This window comes from Ensifer sp. ENS06, assembly GCF_014852205.1.
Classification (GTDB): domain Bacteria; phylum Pseudomonadota; class Alphaproteobacteria; order Rhizobiales; family Rhizobiaceae; genus Ensifer; species Ensifer adhaerens.
The window spans coordinates 15,082-36,809 of the sequence record NZ_JACVBC010000027.1 but is presented as its reverse complement, the minus strand read 5'-3'; the positions used below and the strand labels follow the sequence as shown (position 1 = coordinate 36,809).

Sequence of the window (21,728 nt, the reverse complement as noted above, 5' to 3'; positions counted from 1 at the left end):
TGGTCGTGCATCCTGAAAATGATGGTTGACCACGGCGAAATCCTTCGTGTAAATCCGAGCCGCTGATATCGCACTTCCCTGAGCCCCATTGGCGGAATTGGTAGACGCGCTCGACTCAAAATCGAGTTCCGAAAGGAGTGCTGGTTCGACCCCGGCATGGGGCACCACCACATACACTTTCTTCACATCCATCGTCCGACATGCCTGAACGCCGCCGCAGTCATTGAACTGTCGCTTGCGAAGGTGTTAGGTGCGCTGCAGCAAGAAAACTGTCATGGCAGCGTCATGTTACCGAGAATAGAGACCTACGACGAACTCTACCGCGCCTTCCGCTGGCAGATTCCGGAAAAGTTCAATATCGGCGTTGCCGTCAGCGACGCCTGGGCTGAGCGGGCGCCGGAGCGTGTCTGTCTCCAGCATTTCGATCCTGGCGGTGCGCATCAATCGCTGACCTATCGTCAATTCGCCCGGCAATCCTCGGCCTTTGCCAAGGGGCTGACGGGGGAGGGTATCATGCCCGGCGAACGGGTGGCGATCCTGTTGCCGCAGGGGTTCGAGACGGCGATTGCCCATGCAGCGATCTACAAGCACGGTGCCATCGCGCTGCCGCTGGCGCTGCTCTTCGGCGTCGAGGCGCTCGAATACCGGCTGCGCGACGCCGGCGTGGCGGCTGTCATCACCAACGGCTTTGGCTATGAACGCATCGCGGCGATCCGTGAGCGGCTGCCTGACTTGCGGCTGGTGGTGCTGGCGGATGATCAGCCGCGTCCGGGCACGATTGTCTTCTCTGACTTGGCGTCGGGTGATCCCTCTGGCTTTGTTGCGGCCGATACCGGCCCCGACGATCCGGCCTTGATGATCTACACGTCAGGCACGACAGGGCCGCCGAAGGGGGCACTGCACGGGCACCGGGTGCTTCTCGGCCATCTGCCGGGCTTCGAGTTTCACCATCACTTCCTGCCGCAGCCGGGTGACCGCATGTGGACGCCGGCCGACTGGGCCTGGGCGGGAGGGCTGCTCAACGCGCTGTTACCGTCGCTGCTGCACGGCGTACCCGTCGTGTCGTCGCCGGCGCAGAAGTTCGACCCGCATACTGCCTTTCGCATCCTGGAAGAAATGGACGTGCGCAATGCCTTCATTCCGCCGACGGCGCTCAGGCTGATGAAGGCGGTCGAGAATCCGCGCGAGCGCTATCGGCTTAATCTTCGAACCTTCAGCTCGGCTGGCGAGTCCCTCGGCCGCGAGACCTATGAATGGGCAAAGGCGGCGCTCGGTCTCGAGGTCAGCGAGTTCTACGGCCAGACCGAGTGCAACATCGTCATTTCGTCAGCCGCCGATCTCGGCGTCGTCAAGCCAGGGTCGATGGGCAAGGCCGCACCCGGCCACCGGGTGGCGATCATCGACGGCGAAGGCCGCGAACTGCCGGCCGGCAGCGTCGGGCAGGTGGCGGTGAAGCGGCCGGATCCGGTGATGTTCCTCGGCTACTGGGGCAACGCGGCGGCGACGGAAAAGAAGTTCATCGGCGACTGGATGACGACAGGCGATCAGGGCGTGATGGACGAGGAGGGCTATTTCACCTTCTTCGGGCGTGACGACGACGTCATCACCTCGTCGGGCTATCGCATCGGCCCGGGCGAGATCGAGGATTGCCTCGCCGGCCATCCGGACGTGCAATTGGCCGCCGCTGTCGGCAAGCCCGATCCGGTGCGCACCGAGATCGTCAAGGCCTATGTCGTGCTACGGCCGGGCGTCGTTGGCGACGCGCGTGTGGCAACCTCCATCCGCGAGTGGGTGAAGACCCGGCTCTCGATGCACGAGTATCCGCGCGAGATCGCCTTCGTCGACAGCCTGCCGTTGACGACCTCGGGCAAGGTGATCAGGCGGTTCCTGCGCGAGCAGGCGGCGGCGGAAGCGCGTGGGGCGATCGAGGTTTCCGAAGCGTCGTAGTCCCTCGGCCGCCGCGCGATTGATTTGAATTGGCTGGAGCGGGATGCGGGCGGAAAACGGCGCACGCTTTTTCCTCATCCCGCTCTAGCGTCCGGCAAGCGCCTTGATCTTGTCGCGCAGGATCCGCGCCATGTTGCGGGTGTTGCGATAGAGGTGGAGCTGGGCTGCCACCTGGCGCACTTCGCGGTCTCGGGTCTGCTGCAGGCCGATCACCATCGTGCCCATGTCTTCGCGCTCCTGCCAGAAACGGCTCATGATCGGGTGGTCCGGCACCGCGCAGGAATCGGAGCGGGCGATGTTGGCGTCGTCGAGATGCCATTCCGTCAGTTCGGCGAGAAGCAGTTTGCCCGGCGAGAACTTGGCATAGCGCTCGTCATAGGCAGTCTTCCAGGTATAGGCCTCGCCCGACATCAGGAAGACGACCATCGAGGCGATCGCCTTGCCGTCGAGATCGAGCGTGTGGATGCGCACGCTGTCGCCGTCGGCCAGATTGGTGATCGCCTCGCGGGCAAAGGCGGCCCGGAAGCGGTCGAGCACCATGGCGCTGCGCGCCTTGCCCTTCCAGCCGGATGCTTCCAGCGCCAGGAATTCCTCCATGCGCAGGCGGACGTCGGCGGGCTGACGGGCGACCGAATAGACGAGCTCGCCCTCTTTTTCGAGATTGTTCCACTGCCGCCGCAGTTCGCGGAAATGCGCCGGGCTGATTGCCTTGCGCAGATAGGTCGGGCCGTCGAGCAGGCTTTCGAGCATCGGCCGGCTGAAGGTGTCGGTCACCGTCAGAGGCAGGTTGCGGCCGATGGCGACGGCGCGGGTGAGGCGGGCGACCTTGCCGTTGAGCCGCATGTCGGGCAGCACCAGGATCGAGGGCAGCCCGGTTGCCGGCGCGGCAAAGGCTTCGAACAGGTTGTCGATGGTCTCGGCCGCATCCTCGGCGTCGAGCAGTGGCACGCCCAGTGGCCCGAACGGGTTCGACCAGGCGCGAATGATCGGCGCGCCGATCGAGAAGCCGGGCTTTTCGATCGAGAACGGCATCAGGAAACGCAGCCGGCTGCGGCGCTCGTCGTTGTCGCGCATGATCGCGAGCCGGATGACTCGCTCTTCCAGGCGTGGCATGGCCGGCGCCAGGAAGCGTCCGGTGAAGAAGACGTTCGGCTCCAGCGCCCGGTTCGACAGAAAGTCGAGTTCGCGCTGCAACTCGTAGCCGGCCCTTGCCGGATAGATGGCAAGATGCCGTCCGGGACGTCCGACCTCGATCAGATGCTCTGCGGTCGGTCCGCTTTCGCCGTCCTGCGCCAGACCGCCGAGAACCCGTGCGGCCCGGCTGTTTGCATCGCTCGGAAGATTGGTATTGCCGATCATGGATGGACAGCCCCGTTGTTTTCATTGCCGGCCCGCGCTCTTGCGAAGGCAAAGAGCGCAAAGCCGAAGGTACGCCGGACGGCGAGGTGCAGCAGCATCGCCTCTACGAACATAGCACCAGCGGTTGCAAAAGCAGCACCGTTCAGTCCGAAAAGAGGGATGAGGCTGAGGTTGAGTGCGATGTTGACGACCAGCGCGCCGGCGTAGAGGGTCACGCACAGCGTCTGCTGGCCGGCCATCGTCAGCAGCGTTTCGGCCGGGCCGACGAAAGCCTTGGCGAGGATGCCCGCGAAAAGCACCATCATCAGCGGCAGCCCGGTGACGAAGGCCGGGCCGAAGAGCGAAAGCAGGAACGGCCCTGCCAGTAGCACCAGCGCGCCGACCAGAAGCGACGGCCAGAAGGCCCAGCGGGCGCTTTCGACCGCGATGCCGGGGATCTGGCCGGGATCGCGGGCCATCGCGTTGGAGACGCGCGGGCCTGCTGCTGCCTTGACCGCGAACATGACGAAATGCACAAGCGCCATGGTCTTGGCGGCAGCGAAATAGATCGCGACGTCGTCCGGCTCCAGGTAGAGGCCGACGATCACCACATCGGAATTGGTCAGCAGGAAGCCGAAGCCATCGACCAGGAAGACGGGGATCGAGACCTTGAGCCAACGGCGAAGCTCGATGCGTCGCGGTCCCGGAACGTAGCGCGAGCGAAGACGGTAGGTGAGCGCGAGAAACTGCGAGACACTGGTGACATAGGCCGCGGCCATGGCTGCCATCATGGCGGTTTGCGCGGTGTGGGGCGCGCCGGCGGTGACGGCGAGCACCATGAAAACGAGCACGAGCAGCGGCCGGATGATGAAGGTGGGGCTCATCGCGGCAATCGGCCAGCCATGGGCACGCGCCGTTCCGTCCATGACGTCGCCCAGCGAGATCATCGGCAGGGTGAAGAGGCCGAGATAGAGGGGCACAAGGTAATAGGCCTCGATGTGCCCGGAAAAGAACCAGAGGCCGGCAAGGCCGAGGACGGCGACCGTGGTGGCGGAGGAAAGCGCGAAGATGCGCACCGTCGTCGTCACGCCGCGGATTTCGTCCATGGCGGCCGACGCCTGGTATTCCGGCAGGAAGCGGATGACGACCGAGTGGAACCCGACGCAGGAGAGGCTGCCGAACAGGATGACCAGCACCCAGACGAAGACGAAGATGCCATATTCGAACTCGCCCATCAGCCGCGCGAGGATGATCTGCGACAGAAAGGCGATGGCGGCGCTGACGATGCGAACCGAAAAGGCGACGAGCGCCATGCGGCGCGCGGCGTTCTTGGCGTCCGAACTGGTCAGGATGGGGAGAAGCCGGGCGATTATTGCGGACAGGCGGTGTCTCAGTGCCGACGGCAGCATTCGTCCGGCCGTTTGACATACCGCCATGAACACGAGAACACCCTGAGATTACGCAATACAGGGTTTCAGTACTGCCAGAACAGCGTTAACAAAGGGTGCAGCGCGGTTGTAAGGAATGGGGGCAACCATGCCGATTGTGGACAGCGAGCGGCAGCGGATTATGCAGGCGAAATCGATTGGCCGCACATGGTCGGCGATCTCCAGGAGATCGGCATCGAGCGGCTGGAGGACCTGAAAGCTTCCTACGCGCAAGATCTCGCACTCCGTATCAACGCCACGCTCGGCCGCCGCCATCAACAGCAACCGGCATTCGCGCGCTCGAAAACCTGATCGCCCACGCCAGGGCGAGCGATCGCTAGCAAACAGGCTCCAGGAAACGAAAATGCCGCCCGGAGGCGGCATTTCTGAAGGGCAGGGGGCGCAGACAGTACCTGCATTCCGCGGCTGGCTTATGCCTCGTAGATGCCGTGGCAGTGCTTGTACTTCTTGCCCGAACCGCAGGGGCAGAGCTCGTTACGCGAGACCTTGCCCCAGGACAATGGGTTGGTTGCGTCTCGCTGCACTGGCGGGGCGGCCAGCAGCGTGCCGTCGCCGAAATCGTCCTCGCCGGTGAGCGGATCGATATGGTGGCCATGCATGACAGGCGGAGCCGGCTGCGGCGCTTCGGCTGCTTCGCGCACCAGCTCGACGCGCATGAGCTGTGCGGTCACGGCCTGGCGCAGGTTGCCGAGCAGGGCCTGGAACAGCTCGAAGGCTTCGGACTTGTATTCCTGCAGCGGATCGCGCTGGGCGTAGCCGCGGAAGCCGATGACCGAACGCAGGTGATCGAGGTTGACGATGTGCTCGCGCCACAGATGGTCGAGCGTCTGCAGCACGACCGAGCGTTCGACATACTGCATGATCTCCGGACCGAAGCGTTCGGCACGGTCGGCGGCTTCCTTTTCGGCAGCGGTCATGACGCGCTCGAGAATATCGGCTTCGTCGATGCCTTCCTCGGCAGCCCATTCGGTGATCGGCAGGTCGAGATTGAGGTATTGCTGCACGTCGGCCTTGAGACCGGCGACGTCCCACTGCTCGGCATAGGCCTTCTCGGGAATGCGCTTGCTGACCATGTCTTCGACGACTTCGGTGCGCATGTCGGTCACGGTTTCGGTGACGCTTTCGGCATCCATCAGCTCGATGCGCTGCTCGAAGATCACCTTGCGCTGATCGTTGAGAACGTCGTCGTACTTCAGAAGGTTCTTGCGGATATCGAAGTTGCGGGCTTCAACCTTCTTCTGGGCGCGTTCGAGAGCCTTGTTGATCCACGGATGGATGATCGACTCGCCTTCCTTGAGGCCCAGCTTCTGCAGCATACCGTCCATGCGGTCGGAGCCGAAGATGCGCATCAGGTCGTCCTGGAGCGACAGGTAGAACTTCGATCGACCCGGGTCGCCCTGACGGCCGGAACGGCCGCGAAGCTGGTTGTCGATGCGGCGGCTTTCGTGGCGCTCGGTAGCCAGAACGTAAAGCCCGCCGGCGGCCAGCGCTTTTTCCTTCAGCTGCTGCACTTCGGCGCGGATCGCCTGTTCGCGCTGTTCGCGCTCGGGGCCGGGCTCGACTTCCGAGAGCTCCTGCTGGATGCGCATGTCGACGTTGCCGCCGAGCTGGATGTCCGTGCCGCGACCGGCCATGTTGGTGGCGATCGTGACGGCGCCGGGCACGCCGGCCTGGGCGACGATGAAGGCTTCCTGCTCGTGGTAGCGGGCGTTGAGAACCTGGAAGTTGGCAAAGCCGGACTTCTTCAGAAGATCGGCCAACTGCTCGGACTTTTCGATCGACGTCGTGCCGACCAGCATCGGCTGGCCGCGCTCGTGCGCCGACTTGATCTCGTCGATGATGGCGTTCAGCTTTTCGCCCTGCGTACGGTAGACCTCGTCATCCTCGTCGATACGCTTGATCGGCAGATTGGTCGGAACTTCAACGACTTCCAGGCCGTAGATGTTGCCGAATTCTTCCGCTTCGGTGGAGGCCGTACCGGTCATGCCGCCGAGCTTGGAGTACATGCGGAAGTAGTTCTGGAAGGTGATCGATGCGAGCGTCTGGTTCTCTGGCTGGATCTGCACCTTTTCCTTGGCTTCGAGCGCCTGGTGCTGGCCTTCCGAATAACGGCGGCCCGGCATCATGCGGCCGGTGAATTCGTCGATGATGACGATCTCGCCGTTGCGAACGATGTAGTCCTTGTCGCGCTGGAACAGCTTGTGGGCCTTGAGCGCATTGTTGACGTGGTGGACGATTGCGACGTTTTCGATGTCGTAGAGCGATTCACCCTTGAGCAGGCCCGCCTCGCGCAGCAGGTTTTCGAGCTTCTCGGTGCCTTCTTCGGAGAAGTTGGCCGAGCGCTGCTTCTCGTCGATCTCGTAGTCCTCCGCCGAAAGCAGCGGAATGAATTCGTTGATCGTGTTGTAGAGATCCGAGCGGTCGTCGAGCGGGCCGGAGATGATCAGCGGCGTGCGCGCTTCGTCGACGAGGATCGAGTCCACTTCGTCGACGATGGCGAAGAAGTGGCCGCGCTGGACCATCTGCCCGCGCTCGTACTTCATGTTGTCGCGCAGATAGTCGAAGCCGAGCTCGTTGTTGGTGGCATAAGTGATGTCGCAGGCATAGGCGGCTTTGCGCTGCTCGTCGGTCAGGCCGTGGACGATGACGCCCGTGGTCATGCCGAGGAAGCTATAGATGCGGTCCATGGTGCCGGCGTCGCGCTGGGCGAGGTAGTCGTTGACGGTAACGACGTGCACGCCCTTGCTCGCAAGCGCGTTGAGGTAGACCGGAAGCGTCGCGACGAGGGTCTTGCCTTCACCGGTCTTCATTTCGGCGATGGCGCGCTCGTGCAGGATCATGCCGCCGATGAGCTGGACGTCGAACGGGCGCAGGCCGAGCACGCGGCGGGCCGCCTCGCGGGCGACCGCAAAGGCCGGAACCAGAAGGTCGTCGAGCGTCTTGCCTTCTTCCAGCTGCTTGCGGAATTCCACCGTCTTGCCGGCGAGCGCCTCATCCGACAAAGCCTTCATGTCGGCTTCAAGTGCGTTGATGGCGTCCACCCGTGCCTTGTAGCCACGCACGCGGCGATCGTTGGAGGAGCCAAACAACTTGCGGGCTAGGCCGCCGAGACTGACCATACGAATGGTCCTTTCATTTTTGTTGCCTTGGGTCTCATGGCCACGCCGCGAAAACCGCGCAATGCCGTGAAACGCCCGGAAACTGTTCTGGACGCGAGGTTGCGTGACAGATAAGAGGGGGGTCGAATTATGTCAACGCAATTGCACTGCCGGACGGCTACAGAACCGCCACATTCTGGTGTTGTGCAGCCGCTACAAGCTGCAGGCAATTGCGCCGAAGGCCAATGTGAAAGGTTAGTGAGCATGACCAAGTTGAAAACCCTGGCCGCCGTGGCACTGGTTGCGGCGATGGCCGTACATGGTGGCGCGCGGGCGGAAGACGCCGATCCGGTGGTCGCCAAGGTTGGCGACGAGGACGTGCGTCAGTCCGAACTCAATCTTGCTCTGGGTGGTCTCGACCCGCAGTTGCAGCAGATGCCGGAAGAGCAGAAGCGCGCCGCAGCACTGTCAGCGATCATCGACGTTAAGCTTCTTTCCGCCACGGCCGAGAAGGAAGGCCTGCAGGACGACGCTACCTTCAAGCAGCGCGTCGCGTACCTCACCGAGCGCGAACTTCACAACGCCTACTTCAAGAAGCATGTCGTCGACGCCATCACCAAGGAAGAGGTGAAGGCACGATACGACAAGGAAGTCGCGGCCATTCCGGTTCAGGACGAAGTGAAGGCTCGCCATATCCTGGTCAAGACGGAAGACGAAGCCAAGGAAATCATCAAGGAACTCGACGCTGGCAAGAGCTTCGTCGAGCTTGCCAAGGCGAAGTCCACCGATCCGAACAAGAACGACGGCGGTGACCTCGGCTACTTCACCAAGGGCCGCATGGTGCCGGAATTCGAAACGGCTGCCTTCGCTCTCGAGAAGGGCGCCTACACCAAGACCCCGGTCAAGACGCAGTTCGGCTTTCACGTGATCCTGGTCGAAGACAAGCGCCCGCAGGCCCCGCCGCCGCTCGAGCAGGTCGAGCAGCAGGTTCGTCAGCTCGTCATGCGTGACAAGTATGTCGAGCTGCTTGCCGCCGCCAAGAAGGATACAGGCGTCGAAATTTCCGACCCGGCGCTGAAGCAGGCCTATGACGAGGCCAACAAGGCGCAGGAAGCGCAACAAGCCAAGTAATTCGATCGGCGGGCCCTGCCACTGGCGGGGCCTGTCGTCACCGCTTTTTGTCGATGCCCGGCGGTGAAAACCGTTCGGGCATTTGTCGCAAGATGGATCTGGAGCCGTTTCGGTTGTAGACCGCTCCGGATCCTTGTTCTTAGGCATTTCCTGAAGGCTGCTATGGTCTTCCTGGAAATGCTTTGGCTCCAACACGTCACAGCAGGTTTCCCATGTCCGGCTCCGTTTCTCCGCTCGCTCCGAAAACCTTTGCCGAAATGCCCTCCGTGCGCGGCGTCCGCATTGCGACCGCAGCCGCCGGCATCAAGTACAAGAACCGCACCGACGTGCTGATGATGGTGTTCGACCGGCCGGCCGTCGTGGCCGGTGTCTTCACCCGTTCCAAGTGCCCTTCGGCCCCTGTCGATTTCTGCCGCAAGAACCTTGCCGGCGGTGTCGCGCGCGCTGTCGTCGTCAACTCCGGCAACGCCAATGCCTTCACCGGCAAGAAGGGCCGCGAGGCGACGGAACTGACGGCAAAGTCGGCGGCAAAGGCTGTCGGCTGCGCGGAGAGCGAAGTCTTCCTGGCGTCGACCGGCGTCATCGGCGAGCCTTTGGACGCGACCAAGTTTGCCGGCGTGCTCGACGATCTGGCTATTGCCGGCAAGGAGGACTTCTGGTTCGAAGCCGCCAAGGCGATCATGACGACGGATACCTATCCGAAGGTAGCGACACGCAGCGCCGAAATCGACGGCGTCAAGGTGACGATCAACGGCATCTCGAAGGGCGCCGGCATGATCGCGCCCGACATGGCGACGATGCTCTCCTTCGTGGTCACGGATGCCGACATTGCGCCTTCGGCGCTGCAGGCCCTGCTTTCGGCCGGCGTCGGCCCGACCTTCAACTCGGTCACGGTCGACAGCGACACTTCGACGTCCGATACGCTGATGCTGTTCGCTACGGGCGCGGCATCGGCCGACGGCCAGCCGGCAATCTCCGATGCGGCCGACCCGCGTCTTAATGCCTTCCGCGCCGCACTGAACGACCTTTTGCGCGATCTCGCGCTCCAGGTGGTGCGCGATGGCGAAGGCGCTCGCAAGATGGTTGAGGTGACTGTCGACGGCGCCGAGAATGATGCGGCCGCCAAGCGCATCGCGCTTTCGATCGCCAATTCACCGCTCGTCAAGACGGCGGTCGCCGGTGAAGACGCCAACTGGGGCCGCGTGGTCATGGCCGTCGGCAAGTCCGGCGAAATGGCCGAGCGCGACCGGCTGGCGATCTGGTTCGGCCACGTGCGCGTCGCCGTCGAGGGGGAGCGCGATCCCACCTATTCTGAAGCTGCGGCCACGGCCGTGATGAAGGAAGAGGACATCACGATCCGCGTCGAAATCGGCCTCGGTTCCGGTCGGGCCACTGTCTATACCTGCGACCTGACGAAGGAATATGTCGAGATCAACGGCGATTACCGGAGCTGAGGCACCGGTTATGTGATGGTGAGCGGCCTGGCGCGCCAGGCCGTAGAGGTAGCAAGATGACATCGAATGATATTCGGCCCGTGGCGGGCAAGGCACAGGCCGAAGCTGGGGAAGTGGCAATGGTGGATCTTCCAAACGTGCGCCGTCTCGAGGCCGTGGGTTTCCGCGCCTGGCCGGCAGCGTCCGTGCAATATGATGGCAGCTGGCTGATCCGGCTCAATGCAGGCCATGATTCCAAGCGGCTGAATTCCGTCAATCCGCTTGATCCGTCCGACTATCGCGACATCCCGGTCCGTCTCGAAAAGGCTGCCCGGCGCTTTGCCGACTACGGCCGGCCGCTGACTGTGCGCCAGACGCCGCTGACGCCGCCGCAGCTTGTCGCCCATATGGATGCCGAGGGCTGGAATGCGTTCAGCCGCAGCCTGGTCATGAGCGTCGACCTGGTCGAGCGCGAGTTCGGTGACGGCATCGATCATCTGCCGATCAAGGATGTCGGCCGGTTCGTCGATGCGTGCATCGGGATTGCGAAGAGCGATCCGAAGCGCAAGGCGGCGCTGGCCGAAATCATCAACGCGATCAAGCCGGAGAGTGGCCTCTTCCTGTTCGAGGATGCCGAGATGGGGCCGACGGCCGTGGCGCTCGTCGTCCAGGACAACGATCTTGCCGGCATCATGCAGTTTGCCGTGGACGAGCGGGTCCGTGGCCGGGGCGTCGGCAAGGCGATGCTCGACGTCTGCCTGCGCTGGGCGCGTCTGCGCGGAGCCAAGAAGGCCTGGCTGCAGGTGGAAGCGGATAACAGCTCGGCTATGGCGCTTTATCGCGGCGCCGGTTTCTCCGAAGTTTACAGCTACATCTATCGAACGCCGGGAGCTTGAGGCCATGGATGCCAACGGAAAGAAGATCGTGCTTGTCGCGGCCTGCGCGCTTGTCGATTCCGATGGTCGCATCCTGCTCGCGCAGCGGCCGGAGGGGAAATCGCTTGCCGGCCTATGGGAGTTTCCGGGCGGCAAGGTTGAAGCCGGCGAGACGCCGGAGGAAACCCTGATCCGCGAGCTCGAGGAAGAACTCGGCATCCGCACCAAGGTCGCATGCCTGGCGCCGCTGACCTTCGCCAGCCACACCTATGACGACTTCCATCTGCTGATGCCGCTCTATGTCTGCCGCCGCTATGAAGGGGTTGCGATCGGGCGGGAAGGCCAGGCGATCAAGTGGGTCCGGCCAAAGGCCCTGCGCGATTTTCCGATGCCGCCGGCAGACGAACCGCTTATCCCGTTTCTCATGGATTTGCTCTGAACCTACCCGAAATCTGATTGATTATTAATCGATCGTTTATCTCCCTGGCGCAAAGATAGCTCCAATTCAGTTTTGGTACGTATCGTTGGCAACGGCGTATCGATTTCAGGCAGTGCGGTGGAACCAAGCTTGGGAAGGGCGCTTGCGTTCGCCGTATTTTGCGCGTTTGTGAGGCTGGGATGGTGGACGACGATTTCTGGAACACGGTTCAGGAAAAGGATCTGATGAATAATCAGTCCCGCCGGACAGGTGTGCTCAATCTGTCGCTGTTGTTCGGAACGGCGGTGATCGCGCTGACGCTGATCCTGACGCCCATGCTGTCATCCAAGACCGACAAGCGCATCATGGCGAACACGCCCGTCGATTACGACAACATTTCCACCGGCTCCATCCCTTCGAAGGGGACCACCAAGCGCTACACGGTTCGGCGCAGCGTCCTTCAGGAAATGCCCGGAGCGGTTTGCATTATCGATGCCGACGGCCGCAAGAGCGGCTGCTGAGGCGAACGCCATCGGCCCGTTTGGCGCTGGCGTCCGATTCGGATTGAACACAAATCTGGCTGGGGACGCATGGAAACGCTTAGACGCTTGTTTGGTGGCACGGACGGCGGCATCGCCATCGAGTATGCGCTGATCGCCGCCCTCGTCTCCCTCAGCTTAATCTTCGGGGCCAACCAGATCGGCAACGCCCTGACCTACGTCTACGACTCGCTCGCCGCAGCGTTCCCGAGCGCATAAGCACTAAAACCGGATCTGGGGTGGATGCCGCCCTACAGCGGCTGCTCCTTCGTGCCAAGCGCTGCCGAAAGCCGTTGCTTTGCTGAACCCGGCTTCAGCGGCTTCTGCTGGCTTTCGTGCGGCGCCCAGCCGGACAGATAGATGATGGAGAAGGTAGCGCGAACGCGGCCGTCCGGATCGGAGAAGCGCTCCGCGTAAATTTCCGCAGCCCTGAGGAAGAACCGCCTGGAAACGGGCGTGCGGCTGCGCGCCGAAAGCGGGCTGGTCATACCCATGGCGCGCAGGTCGCGGATCAGCGCGAACAGCGAATCGTAGCGCACCGTGTAGGTTTCCGTGTCGGTGACCGGCAGGGCGAAGCCGGCGCGTTGGAGCAGAGCGCCGACGTCACGGACATCGGCGAAGGGAATGACGCGCGGGCTGGCGCCGCCGGTCAATTCAGCCTCCGCGGCCAGCAGCGCTTCGCGCAGCTCCTGCAGCGTGCCGCTGCCCGGGATGGCGGCGAGGAACAGCCCATCGGGCTTTAGCGCCCGCCGCACCTGGATGAAGGCGCCCGGTGTGTCGTTGGTCAGATGCAGGGACAGCGGCGAGACGATCAGATTGACGCTTTCCGGTTCGGCCGGAACTTCCTCGAGCGAGGCGATCGTCACCGGCGCCTCGGTCGAGCTGAAGCGGGCGTCGGTCTCGACGCGCTCGATGGCGTCGATCTTGCCGGTCGCCATCAGTTGGCGGGCCGTTTCTCCGGTATAGCCGTGCAGTTCGAGTGCGCGATCAAAATGACGCTCGACCACGCCGACACGCTCGGCGAGCTCCTCGGCAACGATGTCGAGAAGGAAACCGGCCTTCGGATCGGCGTTTCTGAGCGCCCTTGCCCGGTGCGCCTCGACGAGGCTCTGGTCAAAGATTTTTTCCACGATAGTCTCTCCGCGATGGGCAGCAAAGAGACCTTCGGAGGCACAAAGTCAACCGCATGGCATGGGAGAGGTTGCGTATTCCGCAGGCGTGGCGCGCGGGCATGCTGAAACGATTCGGACTGGGGCTCGTCGATCTCGTCTTTCCGCCTGTCTGTTGCGGTTGCGGCCGGCTGGTCGGCGATCATCGCGCGGTCTGCGCCTCCTGCTGGGCGACGCTGCCGCTGATCGAACGGCCCTATTGCGATATTCTCGGCATGCCGTTTTCGGTCGATCACGGCGCCGGAGCGGTGTCACCGGAGGCGATCGCCAATCCGCCTGCATTCGATCGGTTAAGGTCGGTGGCGATCCATGAAGGCGTTGCCCGCGATCTGGTCCACGGGCTGAAATATCGCGACCGCACGGATCTCGCGCCGATGATGGCGACATGGATGATCCGGGCGAGCGACGGTGCCGTCGCTTCCGCCGACGCGATCATCCCCGTGCCGCTGCACGCCTTCCGGCTGTGGAAGCGGCGGTTCAACCAGTCGGCGGAGTTGGCGCGAGCCATTGCGCAGCTCTCCGGTCGTCCGTATCAGCCCGACATCTTGAAGCGCGTCCGGCGCACGAGCCCGCAGGTTCGCCTGGGGTTGCGCGCGCGCGAGGAGAACGTCCGCGGCGCCTTCGCCGTCTCGGAAAGCGGCAGGGCGGGTCTCAGTGGGAAAAGCGTGGTTCTCGTCGACGATGTATATACGACCGGCGCAACCGTTGCCGCAGCGACCCGTGCGCTGAAGCGGGCGGGAGCCGGGTCGGTCACGGTTTTGACCTTTGCAAGAGCCGTATCCGGTCTTATATGACAATCAGATGTCCGGCACGGTCGCCGGCAAAGGAGCGGTTCAGGATCATGGCTTCGGTGGTCATTTATACGCGTCAGTTCTGCGGCTATTGCTCGGCCGCAAAGAAACTCCTGGAAACCAAGGGCGTTTCCTTCCTCGAGCACGATGCCACCTATGATCCGAACGTTCGGCAGGTGATGATCGACAAGTCGCACGGTGGGACGACGTTCCCGCAGATCTTCATCAACGACATTCATGTCGGTGGCTGCGACGACCTGCACGCGCTGGAACGCGCCGGCAAACTCGACGCGATGCTGGCTGCCTGAGGCACCGTACCCTTGCATGAGGCGACGTCCCGTTTATCTGCGGTGAGCGCTTAGGAGTTGGACGAGATGACTTTCAGGGCCGCAGCCATTCAGATGTGTTCCGGCGTCGATCCCCGCAAGAATGCGGAGACGATGGTGCGGCTCGCGCGTGAAGCGGCAGCCCAGGGCGCGACCTATATCCAGACTCCGGAAATGACCGGGGCGCTGCAGCGGGACCGGGCGGCGCTGCGCGCGATCCTGAAGGACGAGGCCAACGATCTTATTGCCGCGGCGGCAGCTCAGCTTGCCGGCGAACTTGGCGTCTACCTCCATGTCGGCTCGACGCCGATCGCGCTTGCTGGCGGCAAGATCGCCAATCGCGGCCTGCTGTTTGGCCCGAATGGCCAAAAGATCTGTGACTATGACAAGATCCATATGTTCGACGTCGATCTCGACAACGGCGAGAGCTGGCGGGAAAGTGCCGCCTATCAGCCAGGCAGCATTGCGCGCCTGGCCGAACTCGACTTCGGCAAGCTTGGCTTTTCCATTTGCTACGACGTGCGCTTCCCGGAGCTTTTCCGGCAGCAGGCCGTTGCCGGCGCCGAGATCATGTCGGTGCCCGCCGCCTTCACGCGGCAGACGGGCGAGGCGCACTGGGAAATCCTGCTTCGCGCCCGCGCGATCGAGAACGGCCTCTTCGTCATTGCCGCCGCACAAGGGGGCACGCATGAGGATGGGCGTGAGACGTTCGGCCATTCTATGATCGTCGATCCCTGGGGGCGCGTGCTCGCTTCGGCTGGCCCTACGGGCGAGGCGGTTGTGCTTGCCGACATCGATGTCGCCGCCGTGCACGCGGCGCGCGCCAAGATACCGAACTTGAAGAATGCCCGTAGCTTCGTGCTCGATGAAGTGGCGCCGACCGGGAAGGGAGGCGTTGCCGCTTGATCCGCTACACCCTTTCCTGCGACAACGGCCACGATTTCGAGGGCTGGTTCTCGTCGAGTGACGATTTCGACCGCCAGGTCGAGCGCAAGCTGGTCTCTTGTCCGAGCTGCAACTCGACATCCGTTACCAAGCAACTGATGGCGCCCTCGGTCGCGACCGCGCGCAAGAAGGAGGCGACGCGGGCGGTGATCATGGACCAGGCGCAGAAGGAAACGGTCGCCAAGATCCGCGAGCTGGTGAAGTCCGTACGCGAGAATGCCGAGGATGTCGGCGAGCGCTTTCCCGAGGAAGCCCGCAAGATCCACTACGGCGAGGCGGAAGAGCGCGGGCTGATCGGCAAGGCGACGGCGGAAGAGGCCGTGGCGTTGCTCGAAGAAGGGATCGCGGTCGCGCCGCTGCCGATCTTGCCCGACGAGGTCAACTGACGCGGGGCACTTTCGCATCTGCGCGTCTAAACTTTGGTTCCCGCCCTTTAAATACAATGCCTTGGCTCCCATCTCGCAGCTTTGCAATGGGAGTTTTCCAGCCAATGGCATTGTCCGATGTTCACATTTCCACTGATCGCCTCGTTATCCGGCCCTTCGCGCTTGGCGATTTTCCGGCATTCTTTGCCTATCACCGCCTGCCGGAGGTCTACCATTATCTCTATCAGCACCCGCTCGACGAAACGGCAGCGCGGACAAAATTCGCCAAGGCTTCGGCGCCAAAGCTCGTTGACGATGGGGACGTCGCGGTGTTTGCCGTCGAGCGCCGCGAGGATGGTGTACTGATCGGCGAAGTCCTGCTGAAGCTCGCAAGCAGTGCGGCGGAACAGGCGGAGACCGGCTACATCTTCAATCCCGACTTTGCCGGCAAGGGCTACGCTACGGAAGCGATGCGGGCGTTGCTTGATCTCGGCTTTTCGACGCTGAAGTTTCACCGGATCTTTGCCCGGCTCGATGCCCTCAACAAGGGGTCCGTCGGCGTCGTCGAGCGTCTCGGCATGCGCCGCGAAGCGCATCTGATCGAGAACGACCGGTTCAACGATGTCTGGGGCGACGAATACGTCTATGCGCTGCTGAAGCGCGAGTGGCAGGAGCGTCGGCAGGCTGGCTGAGACCGCCGACAGTTGCTCATAGCGGCCGCTTGGCGACGATCATGTAGTTGACGTCCATGTCCTTGGACAGGTTCCATTGATTGGAAAGCGGATTGAAGAAGACGCCGGTCCGCTCGGTCACTTCGAGGCCGTTGGCCACGAGCGGCTTTTCCAGTTCCTCCGGGCGCACCAGTTTTTCATACTGGTGCGTACCGCGCGGCAGCCAGCGCAACACGTTCTCGGCTGCGAAGATGGCAAGCGCCGCTGCCTTCATGGTGCGGTTGATGGTGGCGACGAACATCAGACCGCCGGGGCGAACCATATGGGCGCAGGTGGTCATGAAGAAATCGACATCGGCGACATGCTCGACCACTTCCATGTTGAGCACGATGTCGAAGCTCTCGCCGGCTTCGGCAAGGGCTTCGGCGGTCACTGCGCGATAGTCGACCGTCACAGCGCTTCCGGCCGCGTGCGTCTTGGCGATGCCGATGTTCTTTTCGGAGGCGTCGGCGCCGAGAACATCGGCACCCATGCGTGCCATCGGCTCCGACAGGAGGCCGCCGCCGCAACCGATATCGAGCAGCCGCAGACCTTTGAGCGGCTGCGGGCTCCTGGGGTCACGGCCGAAATGCTCGGCCACCTTGTCGCGGATATAGGCGAGGCGAACGGGATTGAACTTGTGCAGTGGCCGGAACTTGCCGGTCGGATCCCACCACTCCGCGGCCATGGCGGAAAAGCGGTCAACCTCGCTCTGGTCGATCGTCGTGCGTGCGGTCTCGCTCATGTCGCCGTCTCCTTGCATCGTCCCGACAGCGCCGCGCGTCTTTCTAGGCGCGCTAAGGACGCTGTAGCACTTTAAAGTGCTGCATAATTCTATCCTTAAATCGATCCCGATTTAGGGACTTGTGCAGCAGTGAAGTCGGACGATCGGACAAGGAAGTCAAGAGGCGGCGCTGGGCCAGATCGGCGCACACGCGTGCGTGGCGCCCGTCCTGCTACGCGTCCGCTTCTGGCTGGTAGTGCAGGATAACCACACCGGATGTCAGAGGGCGTGTGTGGGTCAGTTTGAGTTTCGTCCGCTTCAGCCCTGGCTTGAACAGCGGCACACCCTCGCCGAGAAGCACCGGATTGATGCCGAGGCGGTATTCGTCGACGAGGCCCTTCTCGATCAGTTCGCTCGCGAAGTCGGCGCTGCCGAAAACGAAGATCGTGCCGCCATCCAGCGCCTTCAGTCGTTCGACTTCGCTTGCGGCGTCGCCGGTCACGAGCGTCGTGCCCGCCCAATTGGCGGAGGCCAGCGTGCGCGAGAAAACGAATTTCTCGACGCCGTTCATGAAGGTCGCGATGTCGCCTTCGGCGGATGGCCAGTAGCCCGCCATCATTTCATAGGTCACGCGGCCGAAAAGCAGGGTGTCGGCCTCGAGCTGCGTTTCGCCGATATAGGCGGCGAGCTCGTCCTCGAAGACGAACCACTCGATGTCGTGCCCCGGTGCTTCGAAGAAGCCGTCGACGCTAACCATGTCCCACATGATGACCTTGCGCATTGTATCTCTCCCGTTGCGGCATGCCTGTCACGGAAAGGGTGGCAAATCTGATATTGTTTTGCAAGTGGTTTTATTTTTGCATCGGACTGGTTGGCGCTGCGGCTCTTCCGCGTGCTAGTTTCTGCGCTGGCGAGGGGAGGAATCCACATGGGCTTGAACAGGGTCGACTGGGCGGTCGGCGTCATCGCGCCGCAGCCGTCCGATCATCTGCTCGAAGTCGGTTGTGGCCATGGCATTGCCGTGACGAAGGTTTGCGATCGGCTCGACGAAGGGGAGATTGTCGCTATCGACCGCTCGGCTGTGATGATCGCGGCGGCAGCACGCAGAAATGCTGAACATGTTGCTGCAGGCCGGGCGACCTTGCGGGTTGCGGAGCTTCGCTCGTTCGATCTCGGTGGCCGTCGCTTCGACAAGGCGTTCGCCATGCGCGTCGGCGTGTTCACGCGGGGCGATCCCGCTCGAGAGTTTGCGGCGCTGGCGCAGCTGTTGAAGCCTGAGGGACGTCTTTTTCTTTTCCATGACGAGCCGTCCACGGGGGCGGACGACGTTGGCGCGCGGCTCGCGGCGGCGGCCCTTCGCCAGAGCTGGCAGGTCGAGGCACTGTCGGCGCAGATTTTGACAGCAGCGAGGTCGCATGCCTGATTGCGCGGCCGCCCGCCTGATGATGTTGGCATTTGTGACGCCCGCTTGTTGCGGGCGTCACACTTGCGATGATTGCGCTTTATGTCAGCCGACGTCGCCTGCCGCCGCCGAGGCGAAGAAGTCCTCCGGGTCCTCGACCTCGACGAGGCGGCGCTTCTCGATCAGCCAGAAGCGGTCGCCGACATTGCGCACGAAGCTGCGGTCGTGGGAGACGAGCAGGCAGCTCGTCTCGTTTCTCAACAGCTCCGTTTCGAGCGCTTCCTGGCCCTCGATGTCCAGGTGGTTGGTCGGTTCGTCGAGCAGGTAGAAATTGGGCTCCTTCAAGCGCAGCACCAGCATGGCAAGACGCGCCTTCTGGCCGCCCGACAGCCGGCCGATCGCCTTTTCCTGCATGTCGATGCCGACGCCGACACCGACGAGCAGGCTACGGGCGCGCTGGTCGCCGAGCGAGAAGCGGCGGGACAGCGCGGCAAGCGGCGTCTCCTCGTCCGACAGGCCGGCAAGCGCCTGGTCGCTGTAGCCGAGCACCAGCGAGGGTGTTGCCTTCAGCGTCTCCGGCGCGCGGGAGGGCTCCTCGATCGCCGTGCGGATCAGGTTGACGAGCCGGGTCTTGCCGGCGCCGTTTTCGCCAAGCAGCACGATGCGGTCGCCCTGGCAGATCCAGCGCTTGCCGGTGCGGAAAAGCGGGGTGCCGTCGGGCGTTTCGACATGGACGTCGTCGAGCGTCACCAGGATCTTGGCATGGGTGCCTCGATTGGCGAGCCGGATCGCGCCGGCGGAACGTTCCTGATGCGCGGGCTTTGCCGCATCCTCCAGCCGTTCTGCGCGCTGCTTCAGTTGCTTCGTCTTTATCGTGAGCAGGTCGCTGCCGGAGTTGATGCCGATATTGTTGAGCTTGGCGGCCTGGCGACGCAGTTGCTGCGCCACCTTCATGTCGCGCTGGTAACGCCGCTCCTCCGATGCGTCCACCTCATCGAGAGCGGCGCGCGCCCGCGAATAGGGGAGCGCGAAGATCGGCGATTGCTCTGGCCTCAGGAACAGCGTGCGGTTGGTGGTTGCGTCCAGGAAGGCGCGGTCATGGCTGGCAACCAGCACCGGCACGTCGCGTGGCAGCGCATTCAGCCAGGCCTCCAGCCGGCCGATCTTGGCGAGATCGAGATGGTTGGTCGGCTCGTCCAGCAGCAGCGCGTCTGGCTCGCTGACCCAGACGCGGGCAAGCAGCATCAGGCGCTGCCAGCCGCCGCTCAACTCCGAGACGGCGCGAGTCCGCAGAACCTCCGGCACATCGAGGGAATCGAGCACGATATCGACGCGCCAGCTTTCGTTTTCCGCCTGGTCGGCCGGGAGGGCCGAAAGAACGGCGTCGTGGAAGGAGAGAGGTAAAAGCGACGAAGGCACGTTCTGCTCGACGTGACCGACCGTCAGCCCGCGTGAGCGGGTGATTTCGCCGGCGGTCGGATCAAAGCTGCCGGCGATTGATCTCAGCAGGGTCGACTTGCCGCGGCCGTTGGCAGCGACGATGCCGATACGATCACCGGATGCGACGGACAGGCTAAGACTGGAGAAAAGCGGTGTGCTCAGGCTGACGCCGAGGTTGCGGATATTGATCAAGGCCATGGTCGTTCTCTGGACTGCACGAGCGACGGCGGATCATCCGGGGCGGCACTTCAGGCCGGGGTTTCGGATGGTCGAGCCCGCAACACAGACATGCTGTGCTCGGGCCGCATCGGCTCGGTATTGGAAGACGATGCAGGCGTTGAAACCGAAATGGTTCCGCACTGCATCACTCTGGGCAGACCAGGGATAGGCTCGCGATCTTCGCGAAAGGATGTCTGGTCAGCCCTGCAAACGCATCTGCAGGGCTTGGACGGGGCCACGCTGGCGGTGGTGCCGGAAAAATGTCATCACGTGCAGCCCCCCTTTCTCGAATTTGAACTTACGGCAGCGTCAATAACACCGTCGCGCGCAATTTTCAATGGCTTCGCGCCGGCCCCGAGCCGGTGTGCTCACATCTGCAACCCGAGGAACTTGAACGGTTCGGCCTGCTTGAAGTCGCCGGTCGCGTCGCCCGAATAGGTGTGATCCTGGTTTTCGCCGAGATCGAGCTTCATCACCTTGCCGGTCTCCTTGGTAAAATCGATCTTCTTCAGGTCGACCCAGAAGGTGTTCGGGGTCAGCGCCGACTCGAAGAAATAGAGCTTGCGCTTGTGATCGACCACGGTGCGCCAGCGGGTCGAGGAAATGTTCGGTTCCTCCGGCGTGTTGAGCCCATAGGGAACCGAGACATTGCGAATGACGCTGAAGACGCTGGCCAGCGCACGGTCGGGGTTCTCGTCCTTCGGAATGGCGTTGACGTAGAACGAGGCGCGCGCGAAACGATCGGCCGCGCGGTTCGTGCCCGGCAGCATCACGGTGCCGCCGATCTGCTTCCAGTAGGCGTTCAGGGCCAGTTGCTGGTCGAAGACAGGCGAATTGGTCATCACCTGATACGGGCGACCGTGATGGATCACCTGCTTGCCGCCGATATACTCGACGATGGCGCTGTCGCCGGTCTTGTCCGAGATCGAAAGGTGCAGTGTAGTCAGCCGGTTCTCACCCGGTACGTTGTCGGTGACGATCGTGAACGGTTCTTTCTCAAGCGCCTTCACCGCATCCTCGACAGTGGCGAAGCTGTCGAGCACATATTGCGCCCAGGCGGCGATCGTCAGGCCCGGCTTCGATTTGTCATTGAAGTCAGGGTACTCGGATTCGACCAGCCACAGGAGATTGGCATTGAGGCCGGCCTCGTTGACGCCGTCGGTGGTCGAGACATCATAGCCGGTGGCCACGACGCTTCCATACTTCGCCGTCCATTTGAACGAGTTCGGCCCTGCCTGACCGTTGCGCTCGATGCCGCGCGGCAGGACCCAGAGGTTGGTCGCGACGTCGCTCTTCCAGTCCATCGATCGGGCAGTGATGATATTGTCATCGGGGCCGAGATAGACGAGGCGGGTGCAGGCTTCCGCCGTCGTCTGACCGAGCATGAGAAGGGCGGCAAGTGCGGATGTG

General features: G+C 63.0%; 22 protein-coding genes and 1 tRNA gene. 15 read left to right on the top strand and 8 right to left on the bottom strand.

Annotated features, from left to right (window positions below):
* The first annotated feature begins 82 nt into the window (after nt 1-82).
* Nucleotides 83-167 (top strand) — tRNA-Leu (locus IB279_RS36405).
* A 118-nt stretch (nt 168-285) separates the two neighbouring features.
* Nucleotides 286-1,947, top strand: coding sequence for an AMP-binding protein (locus IB279_RS36400; RefSeq protein WP_112771862.1), 1,662 nt, complete (start codon nt 286-288; stop codon nt 1,945-1,947).
* Between the two features lie 84 nt (nt 1,948-2,031).
* On the opposite strand, the gene IB279_RS36395 is transcribed toward IB279_RS36400, so the two are convergent.
* Together IB279_RS36395 and IB279_RS36390 are read right to left on the bottom strand one after the other, a co-directional pair.
* Nucleotides 2,032-3,306 carry a GNAT family N-acetyltransferase gene (locus IB279_RS36395; RefSeq protein ID WP_112771835.1) on the bottom strand — a complete coding sequence of 425 codons (1,275 nt, stop codon included), beginning with the start codon at nt 3,304-3,306 and terminating at the stop codon, nt 2,032-2,034.
* Nucleotides 3,303-4,694, bottom strand: a complete 1,392-nt coding sequence (locus IB279_RS36390; RefSeq protein WP_181529552.1) for a lipopolysaccharide biosynthesis protein — start codon at nt 4,692-4,694, stop codon at nt 3,303-3,305. Before IB279_RS36390 ends, IB279_RS36395 begins: the two co-directional genes overlap by 4 nt.
* A gap of 186 nt (nt 4,695-4,880) precedes the next feature.
* Here IB279_RS36390 and IB279_RS36385 point away from each other — a divergent pair, with 186 nt between their 5' ends.
* A complete protein-coding gene (locus IB279_RS36385; RefSeq protein ID WP_181529553.1) occupies nt 4,881-5,024 on the top strand; it encodes a hypothetical protein in 144 nt (47 codons plus the stop codon).
* A gap of 119 nt (nt 5,025-5,143) precedes the next feature.
* Here the strand turns inward: IB279_RS36385 and secA are convergent, their stop codons facing one another.
* The gene (gene secA, locus IB279_RS36380) at nt 5,144-7,852 is read right to left on the bottom strand and encodes a preprotein translocase subunit SecA (protein ID WP_060518382.1); all 2,709 of its coding nucleotides are present in this window, start codon (nt 7,850-7,852) and stop codon (nt 5,144-5,146) included.
* 243 nt (nt 7,853-8,095) lie between these two features.
* On the opposite strand from secA, the gene IB279_RS36375 reads away from it, so the two are divergent.
* The 6 genes from IB279_RS36375 to IB279_RS36350 all read left to right on the top strand — a co-directional run bounded on the left by IB279_RS36375 (nt 8,096) and on the right by IB279_RS36350 (nt 12,446).
* Nucleotides 8,096-8,962: a peptidylprolyl isomerase gene (locus IB279_RS36375; protein ID WP_112771836.1), complete on the top strand. Its 867-nt coding sequence runs from the start codon at nt 8,096-8,098 to the stop codon at nt 8,960-8,962.
* 212 nt (nt 8,963-9,174) lie between these two features.
* A complete protein-coding gene (argJ, locus tag IB279_RS36370) occupies nt 9,175-10,416 on the top strand; it encodes a bifunctional glutamate N-acetyltransferase/amino-acid acetyltransferase ArgJ (protein WP_112771837.1) in 1,242 nt (413 codons plus the stop codon).
* 56 nt (nt 10,417-10,472) lie between these two features.
* Entirely contained in the window at nt 10,473-11,291 is an 819-nt protein-coding gene (locus IB279_RS36365; protein ID WP_370689635.1) for an N-acetyltransferase, read from the top strand.
* A gap of 4 nt (nt 11,292-11,295) precedes the next feature.
* Complete coding sequence (gene mutT, locus IB279_RS36360; protein ID WP_060518377.1) at nt 11,296-11,709, top strand: 8-oxo-dGTP diphosphatase MutT; 414 nt, start codon at nt 11,296-11,298, stop codon at nt 11,707-11,709.
* A gap of 179 nt (nt 11,710-11,888) precedes the next feature.
* Entirely contained in the window at nt 11,889-12,209 is a 321-nt protein-coding gene (locus IB279_RS36355; protein ID WP_034797725.1) for a hypothetical protein, read from the top strand.
* Nucleotides 12,210-12,278: 69 nt separating this feature from the next.
* Nucleotides 12,279-12,446: a Flp family type IVb pilin gene (locus tag IB279_RS36350; RefSeq protein ID WP_082566310.1), complete on the top strand. Its 168-nt coding sequence runs from the start codon at nt 12,279-12,281 to the stop codon at nt 12,444-12,446.
* Nucleotides 12,447-12,478: 32 nt separating this feature from the next.
* On the opposite strand, the gene IB279_RS36345 is transcribed toward IB279_RS36350, so the two are convergent.
* Nucleotides 12,479-13,357, bottom strand: a complete 879-nt coding sequence (locus IB279_RS36345) for a methyltransferase domain-containing protein (RefSeq protein ID WP_060518375.1) — start codon at nt 13,355-13,357, stop codon at nt 12,479-12,481.
* A gap of 101 nt (nt 13,358-13,458) precedes the next feature.
* On the opposite strand from IB279_RS36345, the gene IB279_RS36340 reads away from it, so the two are divergent.
* The 5 genes from IB279_RS36340 to IB279_RS36320 all read left to right on the top strand — a co-directional run bounded on the left by IB279_RS36340 (nt 13,459) and on the right by IB279_RS36320 (nt 16,515).
* Entirely contained in the window at nt 13,459-14,190 is a 732-nt protein-coding gene (locus IB279_RS36340; RefSeq protein ID WP_234824480.1) for a ComF family protein, read from the top strand.
* Nucleotides 14,191-14,237: 47 nt separating this feature from the next.
* On the top strand, nt 14,238-14,495 hold the full coding sequence (gene grxC, locus IB279_RS36335; RefSeq protein ID WP_034797718.1) for a glutaredoxin 3: 258 nt from the start codon (nt 14,238-14,240) through the stop codon (nt 14,493-14,495).
* 66 nt (nt 14,496-14,561) lie between these two features.
* Nucleotides 14,562-15,419 carry a carbon-nitrogen hydrolase family protein gene (locus tag IB279_RS36330; RefSeq protein WP_112771839.1) on the top strand — a complete coding sequence of 286 codons (858 nt, stop codon included), beginning with the start codon at nt 14,562-14,564 and terminating at the stop codon, nt 15,417-15,419.
* Nucleotides 15,416-15,844, top strand: a complete 429-nt coding sequence (locus IB279_RS36325) for a DUF1178 family protein (RefSeq protein WP_112771840.1) — start codon at nt 15,416-15,418, stop codon at nt 15,842-15,844. The genes IB279_RS36330 and IB279_RS36325 overlap by 4 nt, the downstream gene beginning before the upstream one ends.
* Before the next feature lie 104 nt (nt 15,845-15,948).
* Nucleotides 15,949-16,515 carry a GNAT family N-acetyltransferase gene (locus IB279_RS36320; RefSeq protein ID WP_112771841.1) on the top strand — a complete coding sequence of 189 codons (567 nt, stop codon included), beginning with the start codon at nt 15,949-15,951 and terminating at the stop codon, nt 16,513-16,515.
* Nucleotides 16,516-16,531: 16 nt separating this feature from the next.
* Here the strand turns inward: IB279_RS36320 and ubiG are convergent, their stop codons facing one another.
* Together ubiG and IB279_RS36310 are read right to left on the bottom strand one after the other, a co-directional pair.
* Complete coding sequence (gene ubiG / locus IB279_RS36315; protein ID WP_112771842.1) at nt 16,532-17,278, bottom strand: bifunctional 2-polyprenyl-6-hydroxyphenol methylase/3-demethylubiquinol 3-O-methyltransferase UbiG; 747 nt, start codon at nt 17,276-17,278, stop codon at nt 16,532-16,534.
* Between the two features lie 211 nt (nt 17,279-17,489).
* Nucleotides 17,490-18,038, bottom strand: coding sequence for a dihydrofolate reductase family protein (locus IB279_RS36310; protein WP_112771843.1), 549 nt, complete (start codon nt 18,036-18,038; stop codon nt 17,490-17,492).
* Nucleotides 18,039-18,128: 90 nt separating this feature from the next.
* On the opposite strand from IB279_RS36310, the gene IB279_RS36305 reads away from it, so the two are divergent.
* Nucleotides 18,129-18,680, top strand: a complete 552-nt coding sequence (locus IB279_RS36305; RefSeq protein ID WP_146749549.1) for a cyclopropane-fatty-acyl-phospholipid synthase family protein — start codon at nt 18,129-18,131, stop codon at nt 18,678-18,680.
* An 84-nt stretch (nt 18,681-18,764) separates the two neighbouring features.
* Here the strand turns inward: IB279_RS36305 and IB279_RS36300 are convergent, their stop codons facing one another.
* Together IB279_RS36300 and IB279_RS36295 are read right to left on the bottom strand one after the other, a co-directional pair.
* A complete protein-coding gene (locus IB279_RS36300; RefSeq protein WP_112771845.1) occupies nt 18,765-20,297 on the bottom strand; it encodes an ABC-F family ATP-binding cassette domain-containing protein in 1,533 nt (510 codons plus the stop codon).
* Between the two features lie 389 nt (nt 20,298-20,686).
* Nucleotides 20,687-21,703 (bottom strand): linear amide C-N hydrolase, encoded by a 1,017-nt coding sequence (locus tag IB279_RS36295; RefSeq protein ID WP_226020909.1) that lies wholly within the window; start codon nt 21,701-21,703, stop codon nt 20,687-20,689.
* Between the last annotated feature and the right edge of the window lie 25 nt (nt 21,704-21,728).